The sequence below is a fragment of the Micromonospora sp. R311 genome, assembly GCF_056780015.1.
The window spans coordinates 59,810-83,510 of record NZ_JBSWCE010000007.1 but is presented as its reverse complement, the minus strand read 5'-3'; the positions used below and the strand labels follow the sequence as shown (position 1 = coordinate 83,510).

The window sequence follows — 23,701 nt, the reverse complement described above, 5'->3', positions numbered from 1 at the left end:
CCGGCTCATTCCCAGCGGAACAGTTTCGCCGCCACCGTACCGGCGAGCAGGGCGACCACCGCCATCACCGCCAGGTGCGCCGGGTGCGGTGCGGTGCCGGTCCAGGCGTCGAGCAGCGCCTGCACCCCCGGCGGGGTGTAGTCGCCGATCCGGACCAGGACGTCCGGCAGCAGGAACCGGGGCACGTAGACCCCACCGAAGAACATGACCACCAGGAACAGCGGCACGGCCAGCGCCTGCGCCGCCTTGGTCGTCCGCGCGACCGCCGCCACCAGCAGCCCCAGCGCCAGCAGCGCCGCGGTACCGAGGACCAGGGCCAGCGCGAAGCCCAGTGGACGTCGGGGCAGCGGTACGTCGAAGGCGAGCCGGCCGACCACGACCAGCAGCAGGGCACTGATCAGGATGGTGGCGAGCGAGATGACCAGTTGGGCGGCCAGCAGCGCGGCCGGGCTGGCCGGGGTGGTGGCCAGCCGGCGCAGCACCCCGCGTTCCCGGTAGGTGGCCAGGACCGTGGGCAGGATGTTCACCGCCGCCATGGCGAGCGTGATCACCAGCAACGAGGGGGCGAAGTACTGGATGAAGGACAGGCCACCGAACTGCGCCTCCGGCTGGCGCCCCGCCGGGATCAGCCCGAACACCATCAGCAGCGCGAGCGGTAACGCGACGGTGGTCAGCGGCGAGGCGAGGTCCCGCAGGTAGAGTCTCGTCTCGATCTTCAGGATCTGCCTGAAGGCGTGCATCCCGGTCTCCCTCAGTCGGCGGGTCGGTGCCCGGTCAGCTCGACGAACGCGTCGTCGAGAGTGGACTGCTCCAGCCGCAGGTCGGCGGCGACGATCTGGTTGCGGGCCAGCACCGAGGTGACCGCGTGCAGCACGTCGCCGCTGCCGGTCACCACCACCTGGCTGCCGGTGCGGTGCACGGCGCTCACCTCGGGCAGGTCGGCGAAGAGCCGGTCGTCCACCGGGGCGGACGGCCGGAACCGGACCCGCTGCTCCGGAGTCACCGCCGACACCAGGCCGGCCGGGCTGTCCAGCGCGACGACGCGTCCGCGGTCGATCACGGCCACCCGGTCGCAGAGCCGCTCGGCCTCCTCCATGAAGTGGGTGACCAGCACGATCGTCACCCCGCTGTCCCGGACCTGCTCGATGAGGGTCCAGGTGTCCCGCCGGGCCTGCGGGTCCAGCCCGGTGGTCAGCTCGTCCAGGATGGCGATCTCGGGGTTGCCGACCAGCGCGAGCGCGATGGACAGCCGCTGTTTCTGGCCGCCGGAGAGGTCCTTGTACGCGGTGTTCCGCTTGGCGCCCAGGCCCAGCTTGTCGATCAACCCGGCCGGGTCGGCCGGCTCACGGTAGAACGAGGCGTACAGCTCCAGCGCCTCGGCCACCCGCAGCCGGTCGGGCAGTTGGCTCTCCTGGAGCTGCACCCCGACCTGCTGGCGGAGCCGGGCCGCGTGCCGGTGGGGGTCGAGCCCGAGGACCGACACCCCGCCGGAGTCGGGGACGCGGAGCCCGGAGACGCACTCCACCGTGGTGGTCTTGCCCGCGCCGTTCGGGCCCAGGATGCCGAAGATCTCCCCGGCCGCCACGGTGAACGACACGTCGTCCACGGCCACCACGTCGCCGTACCGCTTGTGCAGGTTCGTCACCTCGATGACCGGCATCGTGCCGCCTTCCGCCGTTGCAGATCCGTACGTCGAGGATGGACGGGCGGACGCGGCGGCGGATCGACCACACGGCGATCATGGGGGACGGCGCGGGTTGATCCCGGCGATCCACCAACCGGTTGACGCGCCGGCCGCCGTTAGGCTCTCGGTCGTGAACGCACCCCGCCTCGCCGCGCCCGTGACCGGCCCCGCCCGTCGGTTCCTCACCGGCGTCGGGCTGCTGCTGCGCGGTCTCGGCCTCTACGTCCGCAGCCCCGGCCTGATGCTGCTCGGCATCGTGCCGGCGCTGATCTCCGGTGCGCTCTTCGTCGCCGCGTTCGTCACCCTGGCGTTCTTCGTCGACGACCTGGCCGAGCTGGTCACCCCGTTCGCCGACGACTGGTCGGCGACCCCGCGCGACCTGGTCCGGGTGGTCGCCGGGCTGGCCTTCCTCGGGCTCGGCGGCCTGATCGGGGTGCTCGCCTTCACCGCGGTCACCCTGGTTATCGGCGACCCGTTCTACGAGAAGATCTCCGAGCGGGTGGAGGAGCGCCTCGGCGGCACACCGGGCGCGGTCGACGTGGCGTTCTGGTCGTCGCTGCGCCGCAGCCTGGCCGACTCGGTCCGGCTGGTGGCCCTCTCGGTGCTGATCGGCGTCCCGCTCTTCGCGGCGGGCTTCATCCCGGTGGTCGGGCAGACCGTGGTTCCGGTGATCGGCGCGGCGGTGGGCGGCTGGCTGCTCGCGCTGGAACTGGTCGGCGCGCCCTTCTACCGGCGCGGCATGCGTCTGCCGGACCGCCGGTCGGTGCTGAAGGCGGACCGGCCCACCGCGCTCGGCTTCGGGGTGGCGGTCTTCGTCTGCTTCCTGATCCCGCTCGGCGCGGTGCTCGTCATGCCGGCCGCGGTCGCCGGCGCCACGCTGCTGGCCCGCCGGTCGCTCGGCCAGTCCATCGAGGAGCGCTGACATGCGGATCACCCTGGTGGAGGGGGACATCACCACCCAGGAGGTGGACGTGGTCGTCAACGCCGCGAACTCGTCGCTGCTCGGCGGCGGGGGCGTCGACGGCGCGATCCACCGGCGCGGTGGCCCGGCCATCCTGGCCGAGTGCCGGGCGCTGCGGGCCTCCCGCTACGGCCGGGGCCTGCCGACCGGGCAGGCGGTGGCGACCACCGCCGGGAACCTGCCGGCCCGCTGGGTGGTGCACACCGTGGGGCCGGTCTGGTCGGCCGACGAGGACCGCTCGGCGCTGCTGCGCGACTGCTACGCCAACAGCCTGCGGGTCGCCGACGAACTGGGTGCGCGCACGGTGGCGTTCCCGCTGGTGTCGGCCGGGATCTACGGCTGGCCGGTCGAGGACGCGGTCGGTCAGGCCCTGGCCGTGCTGCGCGCCGCGACCCCGGCGAACGTCACCGAGGCGCGGCTGGTGCTCTTCGGGGCGGACAGCTATGAGGCCGCTCGGCGCGTCCACGGCGGCTGAGCGCCCGGGACGGTTCCGGTGCGAGACCGGAGACCGGCTCCACCCGACGTAGCCCGACCCGCGCAGTGCGGTCGCGGGGCGGGCTACGGAGCCGGGGCCCTCTCCTGCGCCGGGAGAGGCCCCCGCTGCCGTGCGGGTGCGAACCCCGTTCAGCTCGACGGGCGGACGGCGGCCACCGCCTCCACCTCGACCAACTGGTCGGCGTAGCCGAGCACGGCCACGCCCAGCAGGGTGCTCGGCGGGTCGTGGTCGCCGAAGTGGTCGCGGACCACCTCCCAGACGGTGACCAGGTCGGCCTGCCGGCCGGACGCCACGTAGACGGTCGTCTTGACCACGTCGGTGAGCCGCGCGCCGGCCGCCGCGAGGGCGGTTTCCAGGTTGGCCATCACCTGCCGTGCCTGCGCCGCGTGGTCGCCGGGCGCCACCGTCCGGCCGTCCGGGTCGAGCGGGCAGGCGCCGGCGGTGAAGACCAGCCGGGCCGGCGGCTCCACCGTGGCGGCGTACGCGTACTCGGCAACGTCGGAGAGCGCGGGCACGTGGATCAGGTGGGTCGTCACCGGCCGACGCTATCGCCGGGCGCGCGGGCGGCTCGACCGAATATCGTGCCCGGGGCCGCACGAGCGGTCAGGCGGACTCGCGCCGGATCAGCTCGGTCGGCAGCACCAGGGCGGTCTCGATGGCCTCGCCGGCGGCCAGCCGGAGCAGCTGGCGGGTCATCTGCCGGCCGATCTCCTGGATCGGTTGCCGGACGGTGGTCAGCGGCGGCTCGGTGTAGGCGGCGGTCTCGATGTCGTCGAAGCCGATCACCGCCACGTCGTCCGGCACCCGCCGCCCGGCCTCCCGCAGGGTACGCAGGGCGGCGTGCGCCATCAGGTCGGAGGCGGCGAAGACCGCGTCCAGGTCGGGGTGCTCGGCGAGCAGTTGCCGCATCGCCGCCGCCCCGGACTCCCGGGTGAAGTCGCCGACCGCCACCAGCTCGGGCAGCCCGGCCGCCGCCACCGTGCCCCGGTAGCCGGAGAGCCGCTCGATCCCGGCGACCATGTCCTGCGGGCCGGCGATGGTGGCGATCCGCCGCCGGCCGCCGTCGATCAGGTGTCGCACGGCGGCGGTCACCCCGCCGACGTGGTCGACGTCGACGTACGGCACGTCCGCACCGTCGAGCGGCCGGCCGCTGCACACCACCGGGATGCCGAGCCGGGCCAGCCGGCCGGGCAGCGGGTCGGCGCCGTGCAGCGAGGCGAAGAGCACCCCGTCGACGTGCCGCCCGGTGGTGTACCGCTCCACCCGGGCGTGCCCGGCCGGCGAACCGGCCAGCATCAGCACCAGCTGCTTGTCGGCCGCCTCCAGCTCCTGGCTGACGCCCCGGATGATCCCCGGGAAGACCTGGTCGTCGGAGAAGACCCGGGTGGCCGCCTCCGGCATGACCAGGGCGATCGAGTCGGTCCGCTGGGTGACCAGGCTGCGGGCGGCCAGGTTCGGCACGTACCCCAGCTCGGCCACCGCCCGGTTGACCGCCTCCCGGATCGGCTCGGCCACCGTGGTGGAGCCGTTCACCACCCGCGAGACGGTGGCCCGGGACACCCCGGCCCGGCGGGCCACCGCTTCGAGCGTCGGTCGTTGCGCCGTCGTCATGGTCGCCATCCCCCCGCTGGTCACAGCCCGTTCCGGGAGATCACCTCCTGGTACCACCGGGCGCTGGCCTTCGGTGTGCGCCGCTGGGTCAGGTAGTCGACGTGGACGATCCCGAACCGCTTGCGGTAGCCCTCCGCCCACTCGAAGTTGTCCAGCAATGACCATACGAGATAGCCGCGCAGGTCCACCCCCCGGGCGATCGCCTCGTGCGCCGCGCGCAGGTGCCCGTCGAGGTAGGCGATCCGGTCGGTGTCGACGACGCCGCCCCCGCCGTCCGGTCCGTCCGCCCCCGGCTTGTCCGGGAACGCCGCGCCGTTCTCGGTGATCAGCAGCGGCACGCCCGGGTAGTCGGTGGCGATCCGCTCCAGCAGCCGGGTCAGCCCGGCCGGCTCGATCATCCAGCCCATGTCGGTCAGCGGCCCGACCGCCGGCAGGAACTCCACCGCACCCTCCGTACCCGGGTAGGCGCCGCCGCCCCCGGCCCCGCCGGGGCGCCCGGCGACGTAGGTGGGCTGGTAGTAGTTGATCCCGAGCAGGTCGATCGGGGCGGCGATCAACTTCTCGTCGCCGTCCCGGACGAAGGACGGCTCGACGATCCGGCCGACGTGCTCCAGCACGTCCTCCGGATAGCCGCCGGCCAGCAGCGGATCCAGGAAGATCCGGTTGTGCAGGCCGTCGACCAGGCGGACCGCGGCGGCGTCGGCGGCGCTGGCCGGGTCGGCCGGGCGCACGTCGGCCGGGTTGAGGGTGATCCCGACGATCTCCGCGCCGGCCGCGCGCAGCGCCCGGGCCGCCAGGCCGTGCCCGAGCAGCAGATGGTGTACGGCGGTGAAGGCCGCCGCCGGATCCTGCTCGCCCGGGGCGTGCACCCCGTTGCCGTACCCGAGATAGGCCGAGCACCACGGCTCGTTCAGCGTGGTCCAGGTGCCCACCCGGTCACCGAGTCGGGCGTGTACCGCGGTTGCGTACGTGGCGAAGTGCTCGGCGGTCTCCCGGCTGGTCCAGCCGCCCCGGTCGCCCAGGCTCTGCGGCAGGTCCCAGTGGTAGAGCGTGACGATCGGGTCGATGCCCCGGTCGAGCAGCGCGTCGGTCAGCCGGTCGTAGAAGTCCAGCCCGCGCGGGTTGACCGGGCCGGTGCCGTCCGGCTGGATCCGGGGCCAGGCCACCGAGAAGCGGTAGGCGCGCAGCCCCAGCTCGGCCATCAGCGCCACGTCCTGCGGGTACCGGTGGTAGTGGTCGCAGGCCACGTCGCCGGTGTGCCCCTGGAACACCTTCCCCGGCGTACGGCTGAAGGTGTCCCAGATGGACGGGCCGCGACCGTCGTCGCGGGCCGCGCCCTCGATCTGGTACGCGGCGGTGGCGGCGCCCCAGAGGAAGTTCTCGGGAAATCGGAGATTGCTCAAGCTTTGACCGCACCTTCCATGATCCCGCCGATGATCTGGCGGCCGAACAGGACGAAGACCAGCAGCAGCGGGAGCGTTGCGATGGCCGTCCCGGTGAAGACCTGCGACATGTCCTGGTAGTACCCGTCGGACAGGGCCCGCAGGGACAGCTGGACGGTCGGGTTCTCCGGGTCGTTCAGCACAGCGTACGGCCAGAGGAAGTCGTTCCAGGTGGTCATGAAGGTGAGCAGGCCGAGCACCGCCGCGGCCGGGCGCAGCGCGGGCAGCACCACGTTCCAGTAGATCCGGGCCGTGCCGCAGCCGTCGACCCGGGCCGCCTCGATCAGCTCGGTGCTGACCGCCTGGCCGGCGTACTGCCGCATCATGAACACCCCGAAGCCGGTGACCAGCGCCGGCACGATCACCGCCGGCAGCCGGTCGTTCCAGTTCAGCTTCGTCATCAGCATGTACAGCGGGATGACGCCGAGCTGGGTCGGCACCATCATGGTCGCGATGATCACCAGCAGCAGCACGTTGCGCCCGCGGAACCGCAGCTTGGCGAAGGCGAACCCGGCCAGGGTGGAGAAGAGGACCACCGACACGGTGACGGTGGTCGCCACGATGGTCGAATTGATCAGACCGGTCAGGAAGTACGCGTCGGTGTTGCCGAACAGCCGGGCGATGTTCGCCCCGAGGTTGCCGCCGGGGGTGACCGGCGGCGGCACCTGCCCCATCGCGTCGCTGGACCGGCTGGCCACCACGAACATCCAGTAGATCGGGAAGATCGACAGGAACGCGGCGGCGAGCAGCGCGCCGTACGTCAGCGGGCTGGCCCGCCACAGCCGGCTCATCGGAGGTCTCCCTTCGCGGCCCGGCCACCGGGCGTCTGCCCGCCGAGTCGCCGGATGATCAGTACGTTGACCGCCGCCACGACGGCGATCAGGGCGAAGAGCAGCCACGCCACCGCCGAGCCGTAGCCGAAGTTGTAGTGCGGCGCGAAGGCGTTCTCGAACATGTACATGGTCACCGTCTGCGACTCGCGCAGCGGTCCACCGCGGATCGGGTTGGTCCCGGAGTGGAACAGCCGCGGCTCGGTGAACAGTTGCAGCCCGCCGATGGTGGAGATGATGACCGCGAAGATGATCGTCGGCTTGAGCAGCGGCACCGTGATGGACCAGAACTGGCGGGCCCGGTTCGCGCCGTCGATCGCCGCCGACTCGTAGAGGTCCCGCGGGATGGCCTGCATGGCGGCCAGGAAGATCAGCGCGTTGTAGCCGGTCCACCGCCAGTCGACCATGGCGGAGATGGCCACCCAGGAGGCGAACCGGTCCGACTTCCAGTTGACCGCGTCGATCCCGACCAGGTCGAGCAGCCAGTTCACCATCCCGAACTCGCGGCCGAAGAGCACCCCGAAGACGATCGCGACGGCCGCGGTGGAGGTGACGTTCGGGATCAGCACCGCCATCCGCCACCCGGTGCGGGCCCGCAGCGACCGGTTGAGCAGGTTGGCCAGCCAGAGCGCGGCGAGCAGCTGCGGGACGGTGGAGATGACGAAGATGCCGAGGGTGTTGACCACCGCGTGCCAGAAGTCGGCGTCGGCCATCAGCCGGGCGTAGTTCTCCGTGCCGACGAAGGCGTGCTCGGTGCCGAGCAGGTCCCAGTCGTGCAGCGACACCCAGAACGTGTACGCCAGCGGGTACACCCCGAACACCGCGAAGAGCAGGAAGAACGGGGCGATGTAGAGGTAGGGCGAGTACCTGGTGTCGAACCTGCTGAGCCGGTGCGCCCGGGTGGGCCGGGCGGCGGCTGCCGGTGCCACCGGGGGCCGCGCGTCGAGCTGGACGCTCATGGCCGGAAACTCCTTTCCACGCCGCCTGCCCGCCCCGCACCCCGCCGGCCACCGGGTCGGGCGTCGCGGCGCGCGACGCCCGACCCGGGTCGGCCGAGCCGGGGTGCGGGGGCGGGAGGGGGTTACTTGGCGGCGGCCTTCTTCGCGTTGGTCACCGCGTCGGTCCAGCCCTGGTCGGGGTTGCGCTGGCCCAGCTCGACGGTCCGGACGGCGTTCTCCACCTCGGTCCGGACCGCCTGGTTCTTCGGGCCCATGTAGACCGGCTTCAGGTTCTTCGCCCCGGCGGCGAAGATCTGGCCCACCGGCGCCCCGGAGAAGTACGCGTTGGTCGCCCCGGTGATCGCCGGGTCGTCGAGGGCCTGCGGCGACGACGGCAGCGGCCCCTTGGCCTTGAACGCGCCGATCTGTCCCTTGGCGCTGGTGAGGAACGTGGCCAGTTCGATCGCCTCGGCCTGGTGCTTGCTCTGCTTGGGCACCGCCAGGTAGGAGCCGCCCCAGTTGCCGCCGTTGCCGGGCACCTGGGCGATGTCCCACTTGCCGGACGCGTCCGCGCCGGCGTTGCCCTCGATGACCCCGGTCATCCAGGCCGGGCAGGCGATGGTGGCGAACTTGGCCTGCTTGAAGGCGGAGACCCACTCCTCCGACCAGGCGCCGTACTTGCCGGACAGGCCCGAGTCGATGATGTCCATGGTGGTGTCCCAGGCCTGCCGGACCGCGGGGTTGCTGTCGACGACCAGGTTGTCCGAGGTGTCGTAGTAGCTGTAGCCCTGGGCGTTGCCGGCGGTCTGCAGCAGGATGGTGTTGAAGGTGTTGGTGGCCGCGTCCAGGAACGACGCCCCGGTCTGCTTCGCGGTGAACTGCTCGCCGACCCGGATGTAGTCCTGCCAGGTGGGCCAGAGCTTCGAGACCGCCTCGCGGTCGGTGGGCAGGCCCGCCTTGGCGAACAGGTCCTTGCGGTAGCACATCGCCATGCCGCCCACGTCGGTGCCGAGGCCGATGAGGTGCTTGCCGTCGGCGGTCAGCCCGGCGTTCCACTTCCAGTCCAGGAAGTTGCCCTTGAGTTCGGCGGCGCCGTGGTCGAGCAGGTTCACGAAGTTGCCGGGGTTGGCCTTGTACTCGACCAGCAGCCCCTCCTCGATGGCCACGACGTCGCCGGCGCCCTTGCCGGCGGCGAGCCACTGGGTGAGCTTCGGCGAGTACTCGTCGAGGTTGCCGCCGGTGCCCCGTTCGACGATCTTCACGCCGGGGTGGCTGGCCATGTACTCCTGGTAGAGCTGCTCGTAGCCGAACTGGCCGAAGACGTCGACGGTCAGCGTGACCGTGCCGTCCTCGGCGGCGTCGTCGCCACCGCAGCCGGTGGTGACGAGCAGTGCGCTGGCGGCGACGAGGGCGACCGCCGCGAGGCGGCGGCGCGGAAAGGCACCCATCTGTCTCGGACCCCTCTCAGGTCGGGCGGGTGATGGTGGAAGAAATCTGAGAGAGCGCTCTCACGTAGGGTGCTGTCTCGTTGATCCGGTGTCAAGAGAGCGCTCTCTCAGGTGTCGAGACCGTTACCTGGCGGCTGGTCGCCCGGCCCGCCCGCCCTTCGTCGCCGCCGCCCGGCGGACGAGTCCCCCGCAGACGGAAAGAGTGGCCTCCGTTGCCGGGAGGCCACTCTTTCCGGAACCTGGTCCGGGACTCGGCCCGGCGGGTCGGGCTCAGCCGGTGCGGAGGCCGTCGAGCAGGGCGTGGTCGCCCGCGACGTCCAGGGTGTCGAAGCTGACCCGGCCCCACAGCGCCAGCAGCAGGTCGCTCGCCGTGCCGCTGACCTGCACCCGGGCGTGGTGGTCGTCGTGGCCGAAGATGGTGGCGGTGTCCAGCAGCGCGACACCCTCGCCGCGCAGCCGCAGGTACCACTCCTGGGCGGCGTCCACCGCCGACAGGTGCACCACCCCGTGCCACTGGCCCGGCACCCGCCGCCGGCCGGCCGGCAGCCAGGTGTCCAGCACCTCACTCACCCCGTCGGCCGCGAGCTTCGCCTCGACCGGTTCGCCCGCGGCGATGGCGAGCTGGGCGTCCCAGCGGTGCACCGCCGTCTCGTGCGCCGCCCGGCGCGGCCAGAACCCGGCCTTCTTCGGCTGCGGCGCCCAGTTCCACGCCGGAGCCTCCGGGTCGAGCCCGTCGAAGAGGGTCATCAGCTGGTCGAAGTCGTGCTGCCAGACCTGGAGCGGGGTGGTGCCCGGCGCCAGGTCGGCGAGCTCGGGGCGCTTCGGCGGGGCGGCGGTGGCCCCGGACCCGGCGAACGAGTGCACCCACCGGTAGAAGGCGGCCAGGTGCAGGGTGAGGTCGGCGACCGTCCAGCCGGGACAGGAGAGCACCGGGGTCTCGGGCGGCGCCTCGGCGACCGCGGCGGCGAACGCCGGCCCTTCCGCTCGCAGCGCGCCGATCCAGAAGTCCTTCGTTACGTGCAGCCTGCTCATCGCCATCCTCCCGGGGGTGACCCGGCCACCAGTAGGTGCCGCGGCTACCCCACAGCCTAGGGTGAAAGGCGTGTCAGACGTCTACGCCCAGCCGACAACCGGACCCGGAGCCGACGCCATGTGCGATCTGGCGCGATACACCACATTGCGCCTGGGCGGGCCGGCCGGACGGATCGTGACCGCCACCAACGCCGAGGAAATCGTACGAAGTGTCCGCGAGGCGCAGGGACGGGACGAGCAGGTGCTCATCCTCGCCGGGGGTAGCAACGTGGTGATCGGTGACGCCGGTTTCCCCGGCACGGTGGTGCTGGTCCGCTCGCGCGGCCTGCGGGTGCTCACCGAGGACGACGACGCGGTCACCGTACGGGTGGAGGCCGGCGAACCCTGGGACGACCTGGTCGCCGCCACGGTGGCCAACGGTTGGTCCGGTCTGGAGTGCCTCTCCGGCGTGCCCGGTTCGACCGGCGCCACCCCGATCCAGAACGTCGGCGCGTACGGCCAGGAGGTCGCCGAGACGATCACCGCCGTCCAGGTCTACGACCGGGTGGAGGGCATCACCGGGCGGATCGCCGCCGCCGACTGCGGCTTCGCCTACCGGTCCAGCATCTTCAAGTACAGCGACCGCTGGGTGGTGCTCGCCGTCGACTTCCGGCTCGCCCGCTCGCCGCTCTCCGGGCCGGTGCGCTACGCCGAGCTGGCCCGGGCGCTCGGCGTCGAGGTGGGTGACCGGGTGCCGCTGGCCGACGCCCGGGCCACCGTGCTGCGGCTGCGCGCCGGCAAGGGCATGGTGCTCGACGCCGCCGACCCCGACACCCGCTCGGTCGGCTCGTTCTTCACCAACCCGGTGCTGGACCGGTCGGCGTACGAGCTGCTGCGCGAGCGCGCGGCCGACATCGGCGAGCCGCCGGCCTGGCCGGGCGCGGGTGACGTGGTCAAGGTCAGCGCCGCCTGGCTGATCGACAAGGCCGGCTTCGGCAAGGGCCACTCCGGCCCGGAGGGGGTCGCCATCTCCAGCAAGCACACCCTCGCGCTGACCAACCGCGGCGGCAACGCCAGCACGTCCGCGCTGGTGGAGCTGGCCCGGGAGATCCGCGACGGCGTCCACCACCGGTTCGGCGTCACCCTCCACCCCGAACCCGTCCTCATCAACTGCACCATCTGACCCCCTTCCCCTCCCCGCCCCGAGGCTTGCTCCGCGATCCTGCGGTTCCTGCCCCGGCATGACCGGCGAACGGTGCGATCCGCGCGCCGAAAGTGCAAGATCGGCGGAGTAAGGGGGGTTAGGTGGGGGCGATGGTGGGCCAGGGGAGGGTGACTTCGCCGAGGCGCCAGCGGCGGGGGCGGTCGAGGATCGGCCAGCCGGCGGCCTTGACCGACTCGACGGCGCGCAGCCAGCGCTGCCGGGGGCCGAAGGGGGCGTAGCCGGCGGCGGCGTGCCAGGCGTCGTCGAGCGCGCGGAGCAGCGCGTGCACCGGCTCGCCGGGCACGTTGCGGTGGATCAACGCCTTGGGCAGCCGCTCGGCCAGTTCGGCCGGACTGCCCAGGGCGCCGAGCTTCGCGGCCAGGGTCAGCGTGCGCGGCCCGTCGGCGTCGAGCAGCACCCAGCCGGCGAGCCGGCCCAACTCGTCGCAGGTCCCCTCGACCAGCAGCCCGCCCGGGACGAGCCCGCCGGTCATCGTGCGCCAGGCGTCGGCGACCTCGCTCTCGTCGTACTGGCGCAGCACGTTGAAGGCGCGGACCAGGGCCGGCCGCAGCCCGGCCAGTTCGAAGCCGCCGCGGGCGAAGGTGAGCCACGGCGGATCGGCGGCCGGCGCGGCGGCGGCCACGCGTACCGGATCGATCTCCAGCCCGACCACCCGCACGTCGGCGCGGACCGCGGCGGCGAGCCGGGCACGCAGTTCGACGGCGGTGACCGGGGTGGCGCCGTAGCCGAGGTCGACCACCAGCGGGTCGGCTGCGGCCCGCAGCCGGTCCCCGCAGGTCGCGACGATCCAGTTGTCCACCCGGCGCAGCCGGTTGGGGTTGGTGGTCCCCCGGGTCACCACGCCGAGCGGCCGGCGCCGCCCCATCCCCGCCACGCCCGGCCCCGACTCAGCCGACCCGGTGCACCTTGTGCTGGGCGGCCTGCGCCAGCGGGCGGACGACCAGCCGGTCCACGTTCACGTGGTGCGGACGGGTCGCGCACCAGGCGATGCAGTCGGCGACGTCCTCGGCGACCAGCGGCTCCGGCACCCCGGCGTAGACCGCGGCCGCCTTCTCGGCGTCGCCGTCGAAGCGGACCAGCCCGAACTCGTCGGTCTTCACCATCCCGGGGTCGATCTCGATCACCCGGACCGGCCGGCCGCAGAGTTCCAGCCGCAGCGTGCCGGCGATCGCGGTCTGCGCGTGCTTGGCGGCGGTGTAGCCGCCCCCGCCCTCGTACACCGTGAAGCCGGCGGTGGACGAGACGATCACGATCGTGCCGGCTCCGGACGCCTCGAGCGCGGGCAGCAGCGCCTGGGTGACCCGCAGCGTGCCGAGGACGTTGGTGTCGTACATCCACTGCCAGTCGCCGACCGAGCCGGACTCCACCGGGTCCAGGCCCCGCGCGCCGCCGGCGTTGTTCACCAGCAGGGTGACCGGTCCCGGCGCGTCGGCCGCCGCCCCGGCGAGCAGGGCCACCGACTCGTCCGAGGTGACGTCGCAGCTCACCGCGGTGGCGGTGCCGCCGGCCCCGGCGATCTCGTCGACCAGGCCGGCCAGCCGGTCGGTACGCCGGGCGGCGGCGAGCACGTGGAAACCCTCGGCGGCGAGCCGGCGGGCGGTGGCCGCACCGATCCCGCTGGACGCCCCGGTGACGATGGCGACTGGACTCATCCGGCCATTGTGCTCCCGGCCCGAGATGCGCTCCACCGCGGGCGCGGGCCGTGCCGTGATGAGGTCCGTCACGCCCGGCGGCCGTCCCGGGGCATTACCCACCTCCGATGGGGAAGATGACATTCGGCGAGGACGTTGTCCGAAAAGCGCCGGGCGTGCGGGACGGCATCAACCGTGGCAGAGGGAGCGGACGTGGCGGAAATGCACACCGGTGTCGGTCGGCAGCGAGGTGCCCGGCCGTGGCCCCGGCCCCGGCGGATCGCGACGCTCTCGGTGCACACCTCACCCCTGCACCAGCCCGGCACCGGCGACGCCGGCGGGATGAACGTCTACATCCTCGAGGTGGCGCGCCGGCTCGCCGAGGCGGACGTCGAGGTGGAGATCTTCACCCGGGCCACCTCGGGCGACCTGCCACCCGTGGTGGAGATGGCCCCGGGGGTGCACGTCCGGCACATCATCTCCGGCCCGCTGGAAGGGCTCACCAAGGAGGAACTGCCCGGGCAGCTCTGCGCCTTCAGCGCCGGCGTGCTCCGCGCCGAGGCCGCCCGCCCGCCGGGCTGGTACGACCTCATCCACTCCCACTACTGGCTCTCCGGGCAGGTTGGCTGGCTGGCCAAGGAGCGCTGGGGGGTGCCGCTGGTGCACACCGCGCACACCCTGGCGAAGGTCAAGAACGCCCAGCTGGCGACCGGTGACCGGCCGGAGCCGAAGGCCCGGGTGATCGGTGAGGAGCAGGTGGTCGCCGAGGCCGACCGGCTGGTCGCCAACACCGGGGTCGAGGCCCGGGACCTGATCGACCGGTACGAGGCCGACCCGGCCCGGGTCGCCGTGGTCGAGCCCGGCGTTGACCTCGCGCGGTTCCGGCCGGCCCGGGGTGACCGGCACACGGCCACCGTCGCCGCCCGCCGCCGGCTCGGCCTGCCCACCACGGGGTACGTGGTGGCCTTCGTCGGCCGCATCCAACCGCTCAAGGCGCCCGACGTGCTGGTCCGGGCGGCCGCCGCGCTGCGCGACCGCGACCCGGAACTGGCCGCGGAGCTGACCGTGGTGGTCTGCGGCGGCCCGAGCGGCAGCGGCCTCGACCGGCCGACCGCGCTGATCGAACTGGCCGGCTCGCTCGGCATCGCCGACCGGGTGTGCTTCCTGCCCCCGCAGACGGGCGACGACCTGCCCGCCCTGTACCGGGCCGCGGACCTGGTCGCGGTGCCGTCGTACAACGAGTCCTTCGGCCTGGTCGCCCTGGAGGCCCAGGCCTGCGGCACGCCCGTGGTGGCGGCCGCCGTCGGTGGCCTGGTCACCGCGGTGCGGGACCGGGTCAGCGGGGTGCTGATCGACGGCCACGACCCGGCTGACTGGGCCGCGGCGCTGGGCCGGCTGCTGCCGGACCGGCCGGGCCGGGCCGAGCTGTCCCGTGGCGCCGAGCGGCACGCCCGCAACTTCTCCTGGCACCGCACCGTGTCCGGGTTGCTCGACGTCTACGGCGAGGCGATCTCCGCGCACCGGGCCCGGCTCGTCGCCGAGCTGGCCGGCGACCCGGCGCTCACCTGTTCCTGGTGACGCCCGCGGCCGTCCCGCCCGTCCAATGCGTCGGCCGGGGCGGTCGTAGAGTGGTTCCGGTGAGCGGGAAGAGCGATCTTGCGGCCCTGATCGAGTCGGTCTGCGACGAGCGGGAACTGGTTTGGGAGCCGACCGGCCCGGGGTCGTACGCGGTCACCCTGCCCGGCACCCACAAGCTCAAGACCGTCTGCAACCTGATCGTCGGCGAGCACGCGCTGCGCATCGAGGCGTTCGTGATGCGCCAGCCGGACGAGCGGCGCGAGGAGCTGTGGGCCTGGCTGTTGCAGCGCAACGCCCGAATGTACGGCGTCTCGTTCTCCGTCGACGCGGTCGGCGACGTCTACCTGACCGGTCGGGTGAACCCGGCCGGGGTCGACGCGGACGAGCTCGACCGGTTGCTCGGCGCGGTGCTCACGTACGCCGACGAGTCGTTCGACACGATGCTGGAGATCGGCTTCGGCAGCTCGATCCGCCGGGAGTGGGAGTGGCGGGTCAAGCGGGGCGAGTCCACCGCCAACCTGGCGGCGTTCGCCCACCTCTTCGAGCCGTCCGGCGGCGCCTCGGGCGAGGGGGCGCCGGGCGGTTCCGGGAACGCCGCTTCCGGCGCGCGGAGCACCGGTGCGGCCGATGGAGGTTCGGACCGGTCCTGACGGGTATGCCGCACCGCGCGGTGCGGCACTTGGGACCCGCCGCGCGCCGAGGACGGACTGTCGAGGAGCGTGAGCGTCCCATGGCTCAGCGGAACAGCTCAGGTCGCGGCGGGACTGCGACCAGGACCAAACGGCAGGCGGGCAACCAGACCCCGAACACCCCGACGATCTCCGAGTCGGAGATCTCCCGGATGCGGGTCGACGACATCCGCGGTCAGCTGCGCCGGCACGGGGTGTCCGGGATCTCCGCACTGCGCAAGCCGGAACTGGTGAAGACGCTGGTCCGGACCCTGCGATCGGCAGGGGGCGCGGGTCGGCGGAGCACCGGGCCGGCGGGCCGTGCCACGGGCACGAAGGCGGCGGCGGGCCGCCCGGCGGCCACGAAGAAGGCCGCGGGCAAGGCGGCACCGGCCCGCGCCAAGGCCGCGCCGGCGAACAAGACCGCCCCGGCCAGGAAGGCCGCGGTGAAGAAGGCGGCGGCGAAGAAGGCGCCGGCCAAGAAGGCGCCCGCGAAGAAGGCGCCGGCCAAGAAGGCGCCCGCGGCGAAGAAGACCGCGGCGGCGCGGCGGACGACGGCGGCGGCGAAGAAGGCGCCCGCGAAGAAGGCGCCGGCCAAGAAGGCGCCCGCGGCGAAGAAGGCGCCTGCGGCGAAGAAGACCGCGGCGGCCCGGCGGACGACCGCGCCCGCGAAGAAGGCGCCCGTGGCCGGGAAGACCACCACGGCCGCGGCGAAGCGGACACCCGCCAAGGCCGCCCAGGGCGGGGCCGTCCGGACCGGGCGGACCAGTTCCCGGTCGGTCAGCTCGTCACAGGTCATCTCGTCGCTCACCGACCGCCCGGAGCGCCCGGGGCGGAGCCTGGTCACCACGAACCACGAGGTGATCCAGCGCTGGGCCCGGGAACGCGGCGCGAAGCCGGCCACCATCGCCGGCACCGAGCGGGAGGGCCGGGCCGGGGTGCTGACCTTCAACATCCCGGGCTACCGGGAGAGCAGCCGGATCCGGGAGATCACCTGGGACGACTGGTTCCACACCTTCGACCTGCGCAAGCTCAACCTGATCTACCAGGAGCAGCTGCGCGACGGCCGGCAGAGCAACTTCTTCCGTACCGAGTCGCCGGACCGGGAGGACGCGTGAATCCGGGGTGTTTGCGGGAATCGTCGGCGGGTATCCGCTGTTGGCCAGGACGAGGCCCGAAGTATCGGCCACGGCGATCCGCGTGTGACCGGCGAGACAGCCGGAGCGGGTTGAATCCGTAAACCGGGCGAACTAACTTTATTGCACCGCGCCACGCTCGGAAACGTTCGGGGGAGCGGCGGATCGATCAGATCCGTGCACCGAGCGAGGCGCAGGGGACGAGTGGGTCAACACCGTTGGGGGACGGTGTCCACTCGTTTGGACCGGCGGCGCGAGCGGGCGACGCTTACGGGGGTGAGTGCCGCCCGCCGCCGCCGGTCATACGGTGCGGGTGCCCGTCACGACTCCGGTCGTGGCGGGCGCTTTGCGTCGTACGGGAGTGACTGTCCGGCTGTCAGCGGCCGGTGAGCGCCGGCTCGGCCGTGGCCCGTCGCAGGGCGGCGACCCGCCGTTCCCGGGGCGGGCCGGCCCAGAGGTGCCCGACGGCGGCCAGCAGGCCCAGCCCTCCGACGACCAGCCAGTGCCGCTCGCCGAGGTACTGCAGGCTCGCCCCGCCGAGGGTGGGCGCCACGAACGACGCCGCCGGGAACGCCAGGTAGAAGACCGACTGGTAGCGGGCCCGCAGCTCCGGCGGGGCGAGGTCGGCGTTGATCTGGGCGTTCGGCGGCGCGGCGAGCATCGAGCCCACCGTCCAGACCACGGCGGCGCCCAGGTAGACCGCCAGTTCGTCGGCGAACGCGAGGGCGCCGAAGCCGAGCGCGAGCAGCCCGGTGGAGACGGCCAGCACGCGATCCTTGCGGTGCCGCTCGATCAGCCGGGGCACGAAGAGTTGGCCGAGCACGATCAGCACGCCGCCGAGCGCCACCACCGCGCCGTACGCGGACGGGCGCAGACCGTCCGCCCGCATGGCCAGCGGCATGATCGTCGAGGTCTGCAGGGTCAGCACGGCCAGCACGAAGGTCAGGCCGACGAAGACCAGGAAGATCCGGTCGGTCAGCGCCGTGTGCAACCCCGGCCGGCGGGACCGCCGGTCCCGCCCCGGCACCCCGCCCCTGGAGAGGGCGCGGCGGGCGCCGGCGGGGAGGGTCTCCGGCACCTTCCAGGCGATCACCGCCGCGGCGAGCAGGGTGGCCGCCGCGTCGACCAGGAACAGGGCGACGAAACTCGCCTCGGCGAGGACGCCGGCCAGCAGCGACGCCACCGCCATGCCCAGGTTGAACGCCCAGAACTGGAGGTTGAAGGCGCGCGACCGGCGTTGCTCGGGCACCACGTCGACGATCGCCGCGACGAACGCCGGGCTGGGCATCGAGTGGACCACGCCGACCAGCGCGGCGAGCGCCGCGATCACCGCCAGGTGGTGGCTGAACGCCAGCGCGACCATCAGCCCGGCGGTGACCAGGTGCGCCGCGAGCAGCGTGGACCGGCGGCCCCACCGGTCGGCGAGCACCCCGCCGAGCAGCACGCCGGCCGCCCCGCCGGCCCCGTACGCGCCGACCACCACGCCGGCCACCGCCTCGCTCGCGCCGCGCGCGGCGGTCAGGTAGAGCGGCAGGAAGAGCATCGCGAAGGCGCCGGCCCGGTTGATCAGGAGCCCGGTCCAGAGGTACCAGAACGTGGCAGGCAGCCCGCCGGCGGTGTCGTCCAGCCAGCGCCGCAGTGACCGCACGCGTCCTCCGAACAGTTCAGTCAACTAACAGTTCCGTTCCGACCGTAATAATCCCGACCCGGCGGGCGCCACGTGTGGCTGGTTCACCGCGTTCCGGCCGACTCGGTCGGGCGGGCCCGGTCCGGGCCGCCCGTCACCGGCCGCGCCGAACCGTTCGCCTCGGCCGGGCCGGCCGGCAGGACCGGCTCCGCGGGTGCGGTGGCCGCCGCCTCGGCCGCCTCGGGTGCCGGCGACCGGATCGCGGTCACCGGCACGACCGGCTCGGTGGCCGCCCGCAGCGCGACCGCCCGCCGCTCCCGGGCCGGCCCGGAGACCAGGTGCGCCACCGCCGTCACCCCGCCGATCGCCGCGCAACCGAGCCAGAGGGCGCCGTCGCCGGCCTGCTCCCGCACCAGGCCGCCGAGGATCGGGGCCACCGCGCCGGCCACCTGCCAGGAGAGCGAAAAGACGCCCTGGTAGCGGCCGCGCAACTCGGCGGGGGAGAGTTCGGCGATCAGCGTGGCGTTGGACGGCGAGTTGAGCATCTCGCCGAGCGTCCAGATCAGCACGGTGAGCCCGTAGAACCAGGCGGCGTCCGCGAACGCGGTCAGCCCGAAGCCGACGCCCATCACCACCGAGGCCAGGGCGAGCACGTGCGACCGGCTCCGGCCCCGGATCAGCCGGGGCACGAAGAGTTGTCCCACCACGATCAGCACGCCGTTGAGCGCGATCACCGAGCCGTACGTGGCGGGGGTCAGGCCCGAGTCGCCCATCGCGATCGGCAGCATCGAGATGTGCTGGAGGAAGACCAGCGCGGCGAGCAGGTTCAACGCCACGAAGCCGAGGTAGACCCGGTCGGCCAGGATGGTGCGCAGCGCCCCGGCCGGCGCGCCGTCCCGGGCCGGTGCCGGCGGCGCGGTGACCGCGGTCCGGGTCTCCCCGACCTTGCTGAAGATGATCAGCGCGGTGACCACCGTGGTGACCGCGTCGACCACGAAGAGCAGCAGGTAGCCGGCCTGGGCGGCGAGGCCGGCGAGCACCGCCGCGCAGGCGAAGCCGAGGTTGATCGCCCAGTAGTTCAGCGAGAAGGCGCGCAGCCGGTCCTTCGCCGGCACCACGTCGATCATCATCGCGCCGAACGCCGGCCGGGCCGCCTCGGCGAACGTGCCGAGCAGCAACGCGCCCAGCGCCACCGCCCACAGGTCCCGGGCGAAGCCGAGGCCGAGCATCATGGTGGCCGCGCCCAGGTGCGCGGTGAGCAGCGTGGGCCGGCGTCCCCAGCGGTCGGTCAGCGTGCCGCCGACGGTGGTGCCGACCGCGCCGCCGACGCCCCAGAGCCCGATCACCAGCCCGGCCTGCGAGGCGGAGAAGCCGCGCTCCTGGGTGAGGTAGATGGCCAGGAACACCAGTACGAACGAGCCGAGCCGGTTGATCAGGGTGCCGGTCCAGAGGTACCAGAACCGGGCTGGCAGCCCGCCCGTCGTATCCCGCAACCAGCCGCGCACCGTCCGCATCTGCCGCCCCCGCTTTGGTAATGACCGATCTATCGCAAGCGCCTTACAACCTAGTCCCGCCCCGGAGTGCCGGTCATCGGCTTTTCCACGTGGTGGTCGTCACGACCGGTCGCCGCGTGTCCGGCGGCGGCGTACGGCAGGATGATCCGCATGACTGCGAGCGAGGGGCCCACCGTCGGGACGCTGGTCCTGCTGCGGCACGGCGAGAGCGACTGGAACGCCAAGAATCTCTTCACCGGCTGGGTCGACGTCGACCTCACCGAGAAGGGCGAGAACGAGGCGCGCCGCGGCGGCGAGCTGATGCGCGAGCACAGCCTGCTGCCGGACGTGGTGCACACCAGCGTGCTGCGCCGCGCGATCCGCACCGCCGAACTTGCGCTGAGCGCCGCGGACCGGCACTGGATCGCGGTACGCCGGTCGTGGCGGCTCAACGAGCGCCACTACGGCGCCCTGCAGGGCAAGAACAAGAAGCAGACGCTGGACGAGTACGGCGAGGAGCAGTTCATGCTCTGGCGCCGCTCCTACGACACCCCGCCGCCGCCGATCGCGGACGACGACGAGTGGTCCCAGGTCGGCGATCCCCGGTACGCGCTGCTGCCGGGCGAGCTGATGCCGCGTACCGAGTGCCTCAAGGACGTCGTCGAGCGGATGCTGCCCTACTGGTACGACTCGATCGTGCCGGACATCCTGGCCGGCCGTACGGTGCTGGTGGCCGCGCACGGCAACTCGCTGCGGGCCCTGGTCAAGCACCTGGACCAGATCTCCGACGAGGCGATCGCCAAGCTCAACATCCCGACCGGCATCCCGCTGCGCTACGACCTCGACCCGCACCTGCGCCCGCTCACCCTGGGCGGCACCTACCTCGACCCGACGGCCGCCAAGGCGGCCGCCGCCGCGGTGGCCAACCAGGGCCGCTGACGTATCCGACGGGGCCCGGCCGCACCGGCCGGGACCCCGTCGCGGCGGGTCAGTTGGGAGAGGGCGCGGTCTGCCCGGTGATCAGGTAGACGACGTGCTCGGCGGTGTTCACCGCGTGGTCGGCGAACCGCTCGTAGAAGCGGCCGAGCAGGGTGGCGTCGATCGCGGTCTCCACCCCGTACGGCCAGTCCTCGCCGAGCAGCACGCCGAACAGGCTCTTGTGCAGGTCGTCCATGGCGTCGTCGTCGCGGTCCAGTTCGGCGGCCACGTCGACGTCGGGCTTGGCCAGCACCGACCCGATCTTCCCGGCCATCCGGTCGGCGATGCCGGCCATGTCGGTGAAGATCGGCCGCAGCTCCGCCGGCACGGCCGGCGAGGGGTGCCGGCGCAGCGCGGTCTTCGCCACGTGGTCGGCCAGGTCGCCCATCCGCTCCAGGTCGGCGGCGACGTGCAGCGCCGTGATCATGGCGCGCAGGTCGGAGGCGACCGGCGCCTGCCGGGCGAGCAGGTCGCAGACCCGCTCCTCGACGTGCCGGTAGAGGTCGTCGATCTCGGCGTCCCGCTCGATCACCGTCTCCGCGGCCCGGCGGTCCGCGGTGAGCAGGGCGCGGGTGGCCTGCCGCATCGCTGCCCGGACCCCCTCCGCCATGTCCACCAGCAGTTGGCTGACGATCTGCAGGTCAGCCCGGAACTCGTCGCGCATTGTCACGTCCTGTGTCGGCGGCCGCCGGCCGGGCCGGCGCGGGATGGGCAGGTGCGCGGCCCAGGCTAGGTCGCACGGGCGGACCGCAGATGAACCCCGGTGAACGACGCCGGACGCGGGGGTGAACTTTCCCGGAAGTGAGGTTGGTTCGTCCCGTTATGGGCGATGCCCAGGTTAACAATGACCCTACGATCGCCGGGTGGAGTGGGCGGTGACCGTCGGTGTGGTCGTGGGCCTGGTGGCCGGGCTGGTCGCCGGGTTCCTGCTGGTCCGGTCGGTCCCGGCGCTGCGCGCCCGCGTCACGTCGGCGGGGGGCCGGTCCGGCCGCCGCCTCGGCAGGGGGAGGCTCGCGATAGCCGACGACCAACAGGTCGGGCTCGGCCGGCGGACGATCGACTCGCTCCGCGCCGGGGTGGTGGTGCTCGACGCCGAGGACCAGCCCGTCCTGGTCAACCCGGCCGCCCGGGCGATGGGGCTGCTCCGCACCGGCGCGACACCCGGTTCGGTCGCCGCCCACCCGTTGATCCGTACGCTCGCCGGCCAGGTGCGCCGCACCGGCGTGCGGCGCGAGATCGAGCTGGACCTGCCGCGTGGCCGCGACAGCGCCGGGGAGAACCCGCTCGGGGTGCACCTGCGGGCGATGGGGATCGGCGCCGGGCACGTCGCCGTGGAGGCGGTGGACGTGACCGAGTCGCACCGGCTGGCCCGGGTCCGGCGGGACTTCGTGGCGAACGTCAGCCACGAGCTGAAGACCCCGATCGGCGCCCTCCAGCTGCTCGCCGAGGCGCTGCTCGACGCGACCGAGCCGGCCGGCGCGGCGGCACCGGACCTGTCGGAGGACCTGGTCGCCGCCCGGCGCTTCGCCGAGCGCATCCAGCACGAGTCGACCCGACTGGGCCGGCTGGTGCAGGAGCTGCTGGAGCTGACCCGGCTGCAGGGCGCCGAGCCGCAGCCGCCGCCGGAGCCGGTCGCGGTCGACTGGGTGGTCGCCGAGGTGGTCGACCGCACCCGCACCAGCGCCGCCGCCCGCCGGATCGAGGTGGCGGTCACCGGCGAGCGTGGCCTGACGGTGTACGGCAGCGACACCCAACTGGCCACCGCGGTGGCGAACCTGGTCGAGAACGCCATCAACTACTCGGGCGAGGACACCACGGTCCGGATCACCACCCGGGCCGACGACGAGCACGTGGAGATCTCCGTGACCGACCAGGGCATCGGGATCGCCCCGACCGACGTCGACCGGATCTTCGAGCGGTTCTACCGGGCCGACCAGGCGCGCTCGCGGGCCACCGGCGGCACCGGGCTCGGCCTGGCCATCGTCAAGCACATCGCGAGCAACCATGGCGGACGGGTGGAGGTGGCGAGCACTCTTGGTGGTGGGTCGACGTTCACCCTGCGGCTGCCCACCCGTCCCCCGGACGACCTCCTGGCGACACTGCCACCCGCTGGGATCGAGGCCGGTCCGGCCGGGCTCCGGCAGGCCTGACAGCAATGGAAAGGAAATCCCCGTTGAGCCGCGTTCTGGTGGTCGAGGACGAGGAGTCGTTCTCCGACGCCCTGTCGTACATGCTCCGCAAGGAGGGGTTCGAGGTGTCCGTCGCCGCGACGGGTCCCTCCGCCCTCACCGAGTTCGACCGGACCGGCGCCGACATCGTGCTGCTCGACCTGATGCTGCCCGAGATGTCGGGCACCGAGGTGTGCCGGCAGTTGCGGCAGCGCTCGCACGTGCCCATCATCATGGTCACCGCACGGGACAGCGAGATCGACAAGGTGGTCGGTCTGGAGATCGGCGCCGACGACTACGTGACCAAGCCGTACTCGCCCCGGGAACTGGTCGCCCGGATCCGGGCGGTGCTGCGCCGGCAGAGCACCGAGGTGGCCGAGTCCGGCGCCCCGACGCTGGCGGCGGGCCCGGTCCGGATGGACATCGAGCGGCACGTGGTGACCGTGGACGGCGCCGCCGTGCAGCTGCCGCTGAAGGAGTTCGAGCTGCTGGAGCTCCTGCTCCGCAACGCCGGCCGGGTGCTCACCCGGGGGCAGCTCATCGACCGGGTCTGGGGCGCCGACTACGTCGGCGACACGAAGACCCTGGACGTGCACGTCAAGCGGTTGCGCTCCAAGATCGAGCCGGAGCCCTCCGCGCCCCGCTTCATCGTCACCGTCCGCGGCCTCGGCTACAAGTTCGAGCCGTGATCCGGAGCAGCGGAGAGGGCCGGTGCGTGGCCCCATCCGTGGTGCTCGGCGGGCGTCCTCGCGGGGGGTCACCGGGCCCTCCGCCCG

General features: G+C 73.1%; 23 protein-coding genes. 9 read left to right on the top strand and 14 right to left on the bottom strand.

Features of this window, described 5'->3' with window-relative positions:
* Positions 1 to 5 precede the first annotated feature (5 nt).
* Both AC1WTP_RS07800 and AC1WTP_RS07795 read right to left on the bottom strand, forming a co-directional pair.
* Positions 6 to 740 (bottom strand): ABC transporter permease, encoded by a 735-nt coding sequence (locus AC1WTP_RS07800; protein ID WP_481648541.1) that lies wholly within the window; start codon positions 738 to 740, stop codon positions 6 to 8.
* An 11-nt stretch (positions 741 to 751) separates the two neighbouring features.
* Positions 752 to 1,660, bottom strand: a complete 909-nt coding sequence (locus AC1WTP_RS07795) for an ABC transporter ATP-binding protein (protein WP_481648540.1) — start codon at positions 1,658 to 1,660, stop codon at positions 752 to 754.
* A gap of 154 nt (positions 1,661 to 1,814) precedes the next feature.
* On the opposite strand from AC1WTP_RS07795, the gene AC1WTP_RS07790 reads away from it, so the two are divergent.
* Entirely contained in the window at positions 1,815 to 2,606 is a 792-nt protein-coding gene (locus AC1WTP_RS07790) for an EI24 domain-containing protein (RefSeq protein ID WP_481648539.1), read from the top strand.
* 1 nt (position 2,607) lies between these two features.
* Positions 2,608 to 3,120 carry an O-acetyl-ADP-ribose deacetylase gene (locus AC1WTP_RS07785; protein WP_481648538.1) on the top strand — a complete coding sequence of 171 codons (513 nt, stop codon included), beginning with the start codon at positions 2,608 to 2,610 and terminating at the stop codon, positions 3,118 to 3,120.
* Positions 3,121 to 3,269: 149 nt separating this feature from the next.
* Here the strand turns inward: AC1WTP_RS07785 and AC1WTP_RS07780 are convergent, their stop codons facing one another.
* From AC1WTP_RS07780 to AC1WTP_RS07750, 7 genes are all read right to left on the bottom strand, one after another.
* The gene (locus AC1WTP_RS07780; RefSeq protein ID WP_447134231.1) at positions 3,270 to 3,677 is read right to left on the bottom strand and encodes a RidA family protein; all 408 of its coding nucleotides are present in this window, start codon (positions 3,675 to 3,677) and stop codon (positions 3,270 to 3,272) included.
* Between the two features lie 67 nt (positions 3,678 to 3,744).
* A complete protein-coding gene (locus tag AC1WTP_RS07775) occupies positions 3,745 to 4,752 on the bottom strand; it encodes a LacI family DNA-binding transcriptional regulator (RefSeq protein WP_481648537.1) in 1,008 nt (335 codons plus the stop codon).
* A gap of 20 nt (positions 4,753 to 4,772) precedes the next feature.
* Positions 4,773 to 6,155 carry a GH1 family beta-glucosidase gene (locus tag AC1WTP_RS07770; RefSeq protein WP_481648536.1) on the bottom strand — a complete coding sequence of 461 codons (1,383 nt, stop codon included), beginning with the start codon at positions 6,153 to 6,155 and terminating at the stop codon, positions 4,773 to 4,775.
* The gene (locus AC1WTP_RS07765) at positions 6,152 to 6,985 is read right to left on the bottom strand and encodes a carbohydrate ABC transporter permease (protein ID WP_481648535.1); all 834 of its coding nucleotides are present in this window, start codon (positions 6,983 to 6,985) and stop codon (positions 6,152 to 6,154) included. The genes AC1WTP_RS07770 and AC1WTP_RS07765 overlap by 4 nt, the downstream gene beginning before the upstream one ends.
* Entirely contained in the window at positions 6,982 to 7,983 is a 1,002-nt protein-coding gene (locus AC1WTP_RS07760) for a carbohydrate ABC transporter permease (protein ID WP_481648534.1), read from the bottom strand. Before AC1WTP_RS07760 ends, AC1WTP_RS07765 begins: the two co-directional genes overlap by 4 nt.
* A gap of 122 nt (positions 7,984 to 8,105) precedes the next feature.
* The gene (locus AC1WTP_RS07755) at positions 8,106 to 9,410 is read right to left on the bottom strand and encodes an ABC transporter substrate-binding protein (protein ID WP_481648533.1); all 1,305 of its coding nucleotides are present in this window, start codon (positions 9,408 to 9,410) and stop codon (positions 8,106 to 8,108) included.
* A 270-nt stretch (positions 9,411 to 9,680) separates the two neighbouring features.
* Positions 9,681 to 10,442, bottom strand: a complete 762-nt coding sequence (locus AC1WTP_RS07750) for a maleylpyruvate isomerase family mycothiol-dependent enzyme (protein ID WP_481648532.1) — start codon at positions 10,440 to 10,442, stop codon at positions 9,681 to 9,683.
* 70 nt (positions 10,443 to 10,512) lie between these two features.
* Between AC1WTP_RS07750 and AC1WTP_RS07745 the strand changes: the two genes are divergently transcribed.
* Entirely contained in the window at positions 10,513 to 11,604 is a 1,092-nt protein-coding gene (locus AC1WTP_RS07745; RefSeq protein WP_481648531.1) for a UDP-N-acetylmuramate dehydrogenase, read from the top strand.
* A gap of 118 nt (positions 11,605 to 11,722) precedes the next feature.
* Here the strand turns inward: AC1WTP_RS07745 and AC1WTP_RS07740 are convergent, their stop codons facing one another.
* Together AC1WTP_RS07740 and AC1WTP_RS07735 are read right to left on the bottom strand one after the other, a co-directional pair.
* Positions 11,723 to 12,511: a class I SAM-dependent methyltransferase gene (locus AC1WTP_RS07740; protein WP_481648530.1), complete on the bottom strand. Its 789-nt coding sequence runs from the start codon at positions 12,509 to 12,511 to the stop codon at positions 11,723 to 11,725.
* Positions 12,512 to 12,533: 22 nt separating this feature from the next.
* Entirely contained in the window at positions 12,534 to 13,298 is a 765-nt protein-coding gene (locus AC1WTP_RS07735) for an SDR family NAD(P)-dependent oxidoreductase (RefSeq protein WP_481648529.1), read from the bottom strand.
* Between the two features lie 192 nt (positions 13,299 to 13,490).
* On the opposite strand from AC1WTP_RS07735, the gene mshA reads away from it, so the two are divergent.
* The 3 genes from mshA to AC1WTP_RS07720 all read left to right on the top strand — a co-directional run bounded on the left by mshA (position 13,491) and on the right by AC1WTP_RS07720 (position 16,641).
* Positions 13,491 to 14,855 carry a D-inositol-3-phosphate glycosyltransferase gene (gene mshA / locus AC1WTP_RS07730; protein WP_481648528.1) on the top strand — a complete coding sequence of 455 codons (1,365 nt, stop codon included), beginning with the start codon at positions 13,491 to 13,493 and terminating at the stop codon, positions 14,853 to 14,855.
* A 59-nt stretch (positions 14,856 to 14,914) separates the two neighbouring features.
* Positions 14,915 to 15,505 (top strand): type III secretion system chaperone family protein, encoded by a 591-nt coding sequence (locus AC1WTP_RS07725; RefSeq protein WP_481648527.1) that lies wholly within the window; start codon positions 14,915 to 14,917, stop codon positions 15,503 to 15,505.
* A gap of 290 nt (positions 15,506 to 15,795) precedes the next feature.
* Complete coding sequence (locus AC1WTP_RS07720; RefSeq protein WP_481648650.1) at positions 15,796 to 16,641, top strand: hypothetical protein; 846 nt, start codon at positions 15,796 to 15,798, stop codon at positions 16,639 to 16,641.
* Between the two features lie 394 nt (positions 16,642 to 17,035).
* Here the strand turns inward: AC1WTP_RS07720 and AC1WTP_RS07715 are convergent, their stop codons facing one another.
* Both AC1WTP_RS07715 and AC1WTP_RS07710 read right to left on the bottom strand, forming a co-directional pair.
* The gene (locus AC1WTP_RS07715) at positions 17,036 to 18,307 is read right to left on the bottom strand and encodes an MFS transporter (RefSeq protein ID WP_481648526.1); all 1,272 of its coding nucleotides are present in this window, start codon (positions 18,305 to 18,307) and stop codon (positions 17,036 to 17,038) included.
* An 83-nt stretch (positions 18,308 to 18,390) separates the two neighbouring features.
* Positions 18,391 to 19,800: an MDR family MFS transporter gene (locus AC1WTP_RS07710; RefSeq protein WP_481648525.1), complete on the bottom strand. Its 1,410-nt coding sequence runs from the start codon at positions 19,798 to 19,800 to the stop codon at positions 18,391 to 18,393.
* A gap of 150 nt (positions 19,801 to 19,950) precedes the next feature.
* On the opposite strand from AC1WTP_RS07710, the gene AC1WTP_RS07705 reads away from it, so the two are divergent.
* Positions 19,951 to 20,718, top strand: a complete 768-nt coding sequence (locus AC1WTP_RS07705) for a phosphoglyceromutase (RefSeq protein ID WP_481648524.1) — start codon at positions 19,951 to 19,953, stop codon at positions 20,716 to 20,718.
* A gap of 49 nt (positions 20,719 to 20,767) precedes the next feature.
* Here the strand turns inward: AC1WTP_RS07705 and phoU are convergent, their stop codons facing one another.
* Positions 20,768 to 21,421 (bottom strand): phosphate signaling complex protein PhoU, encoded by a 654-nt coding sequence (gene phoU, locus AC1WTP_RS07700; RefSeq protein WP_481648523.1) that lies wholly within the window; start codon positions 21,419 to 21,421, stop codon positions 20,768 to 20,770.
* A 199-nt stretch (positions 21,422 to 21,620) separates the two neighbouring features.
* Between phoU and AC1WTP_RS07695 the strand changes: the two genes are divergently transcribed.
* Both AC1WTP_RS07695 and AC1WTP_RS07690 read left to right on the top strand, forming a co-directional pair.
* Positions 21,621 to 22,907: a sensor histidine kinase gene (locus AC1WTP_RS07695; protein WP_481648522.1), complete on the top strand. Its 1,287-nt coding sequence runs from the start codon at positions 21,621 to 21,623 to the stop codon at positions 22,905 to 22,907.
* Positions 22,908 to 22,930: 23 nt separating this feature from the next.
* A complete protein-coding gene (locus AC1WTP_RS07690) occupies positions 22,931 to 23,614 on the top strand; it encodes a response regulator (RefSeq protein ID WP_447134248.1) in 684 nt (227 codons plus the stop codon).
* Positions 23,615 to 23,701: the final 87 nt, after the last annotated feature.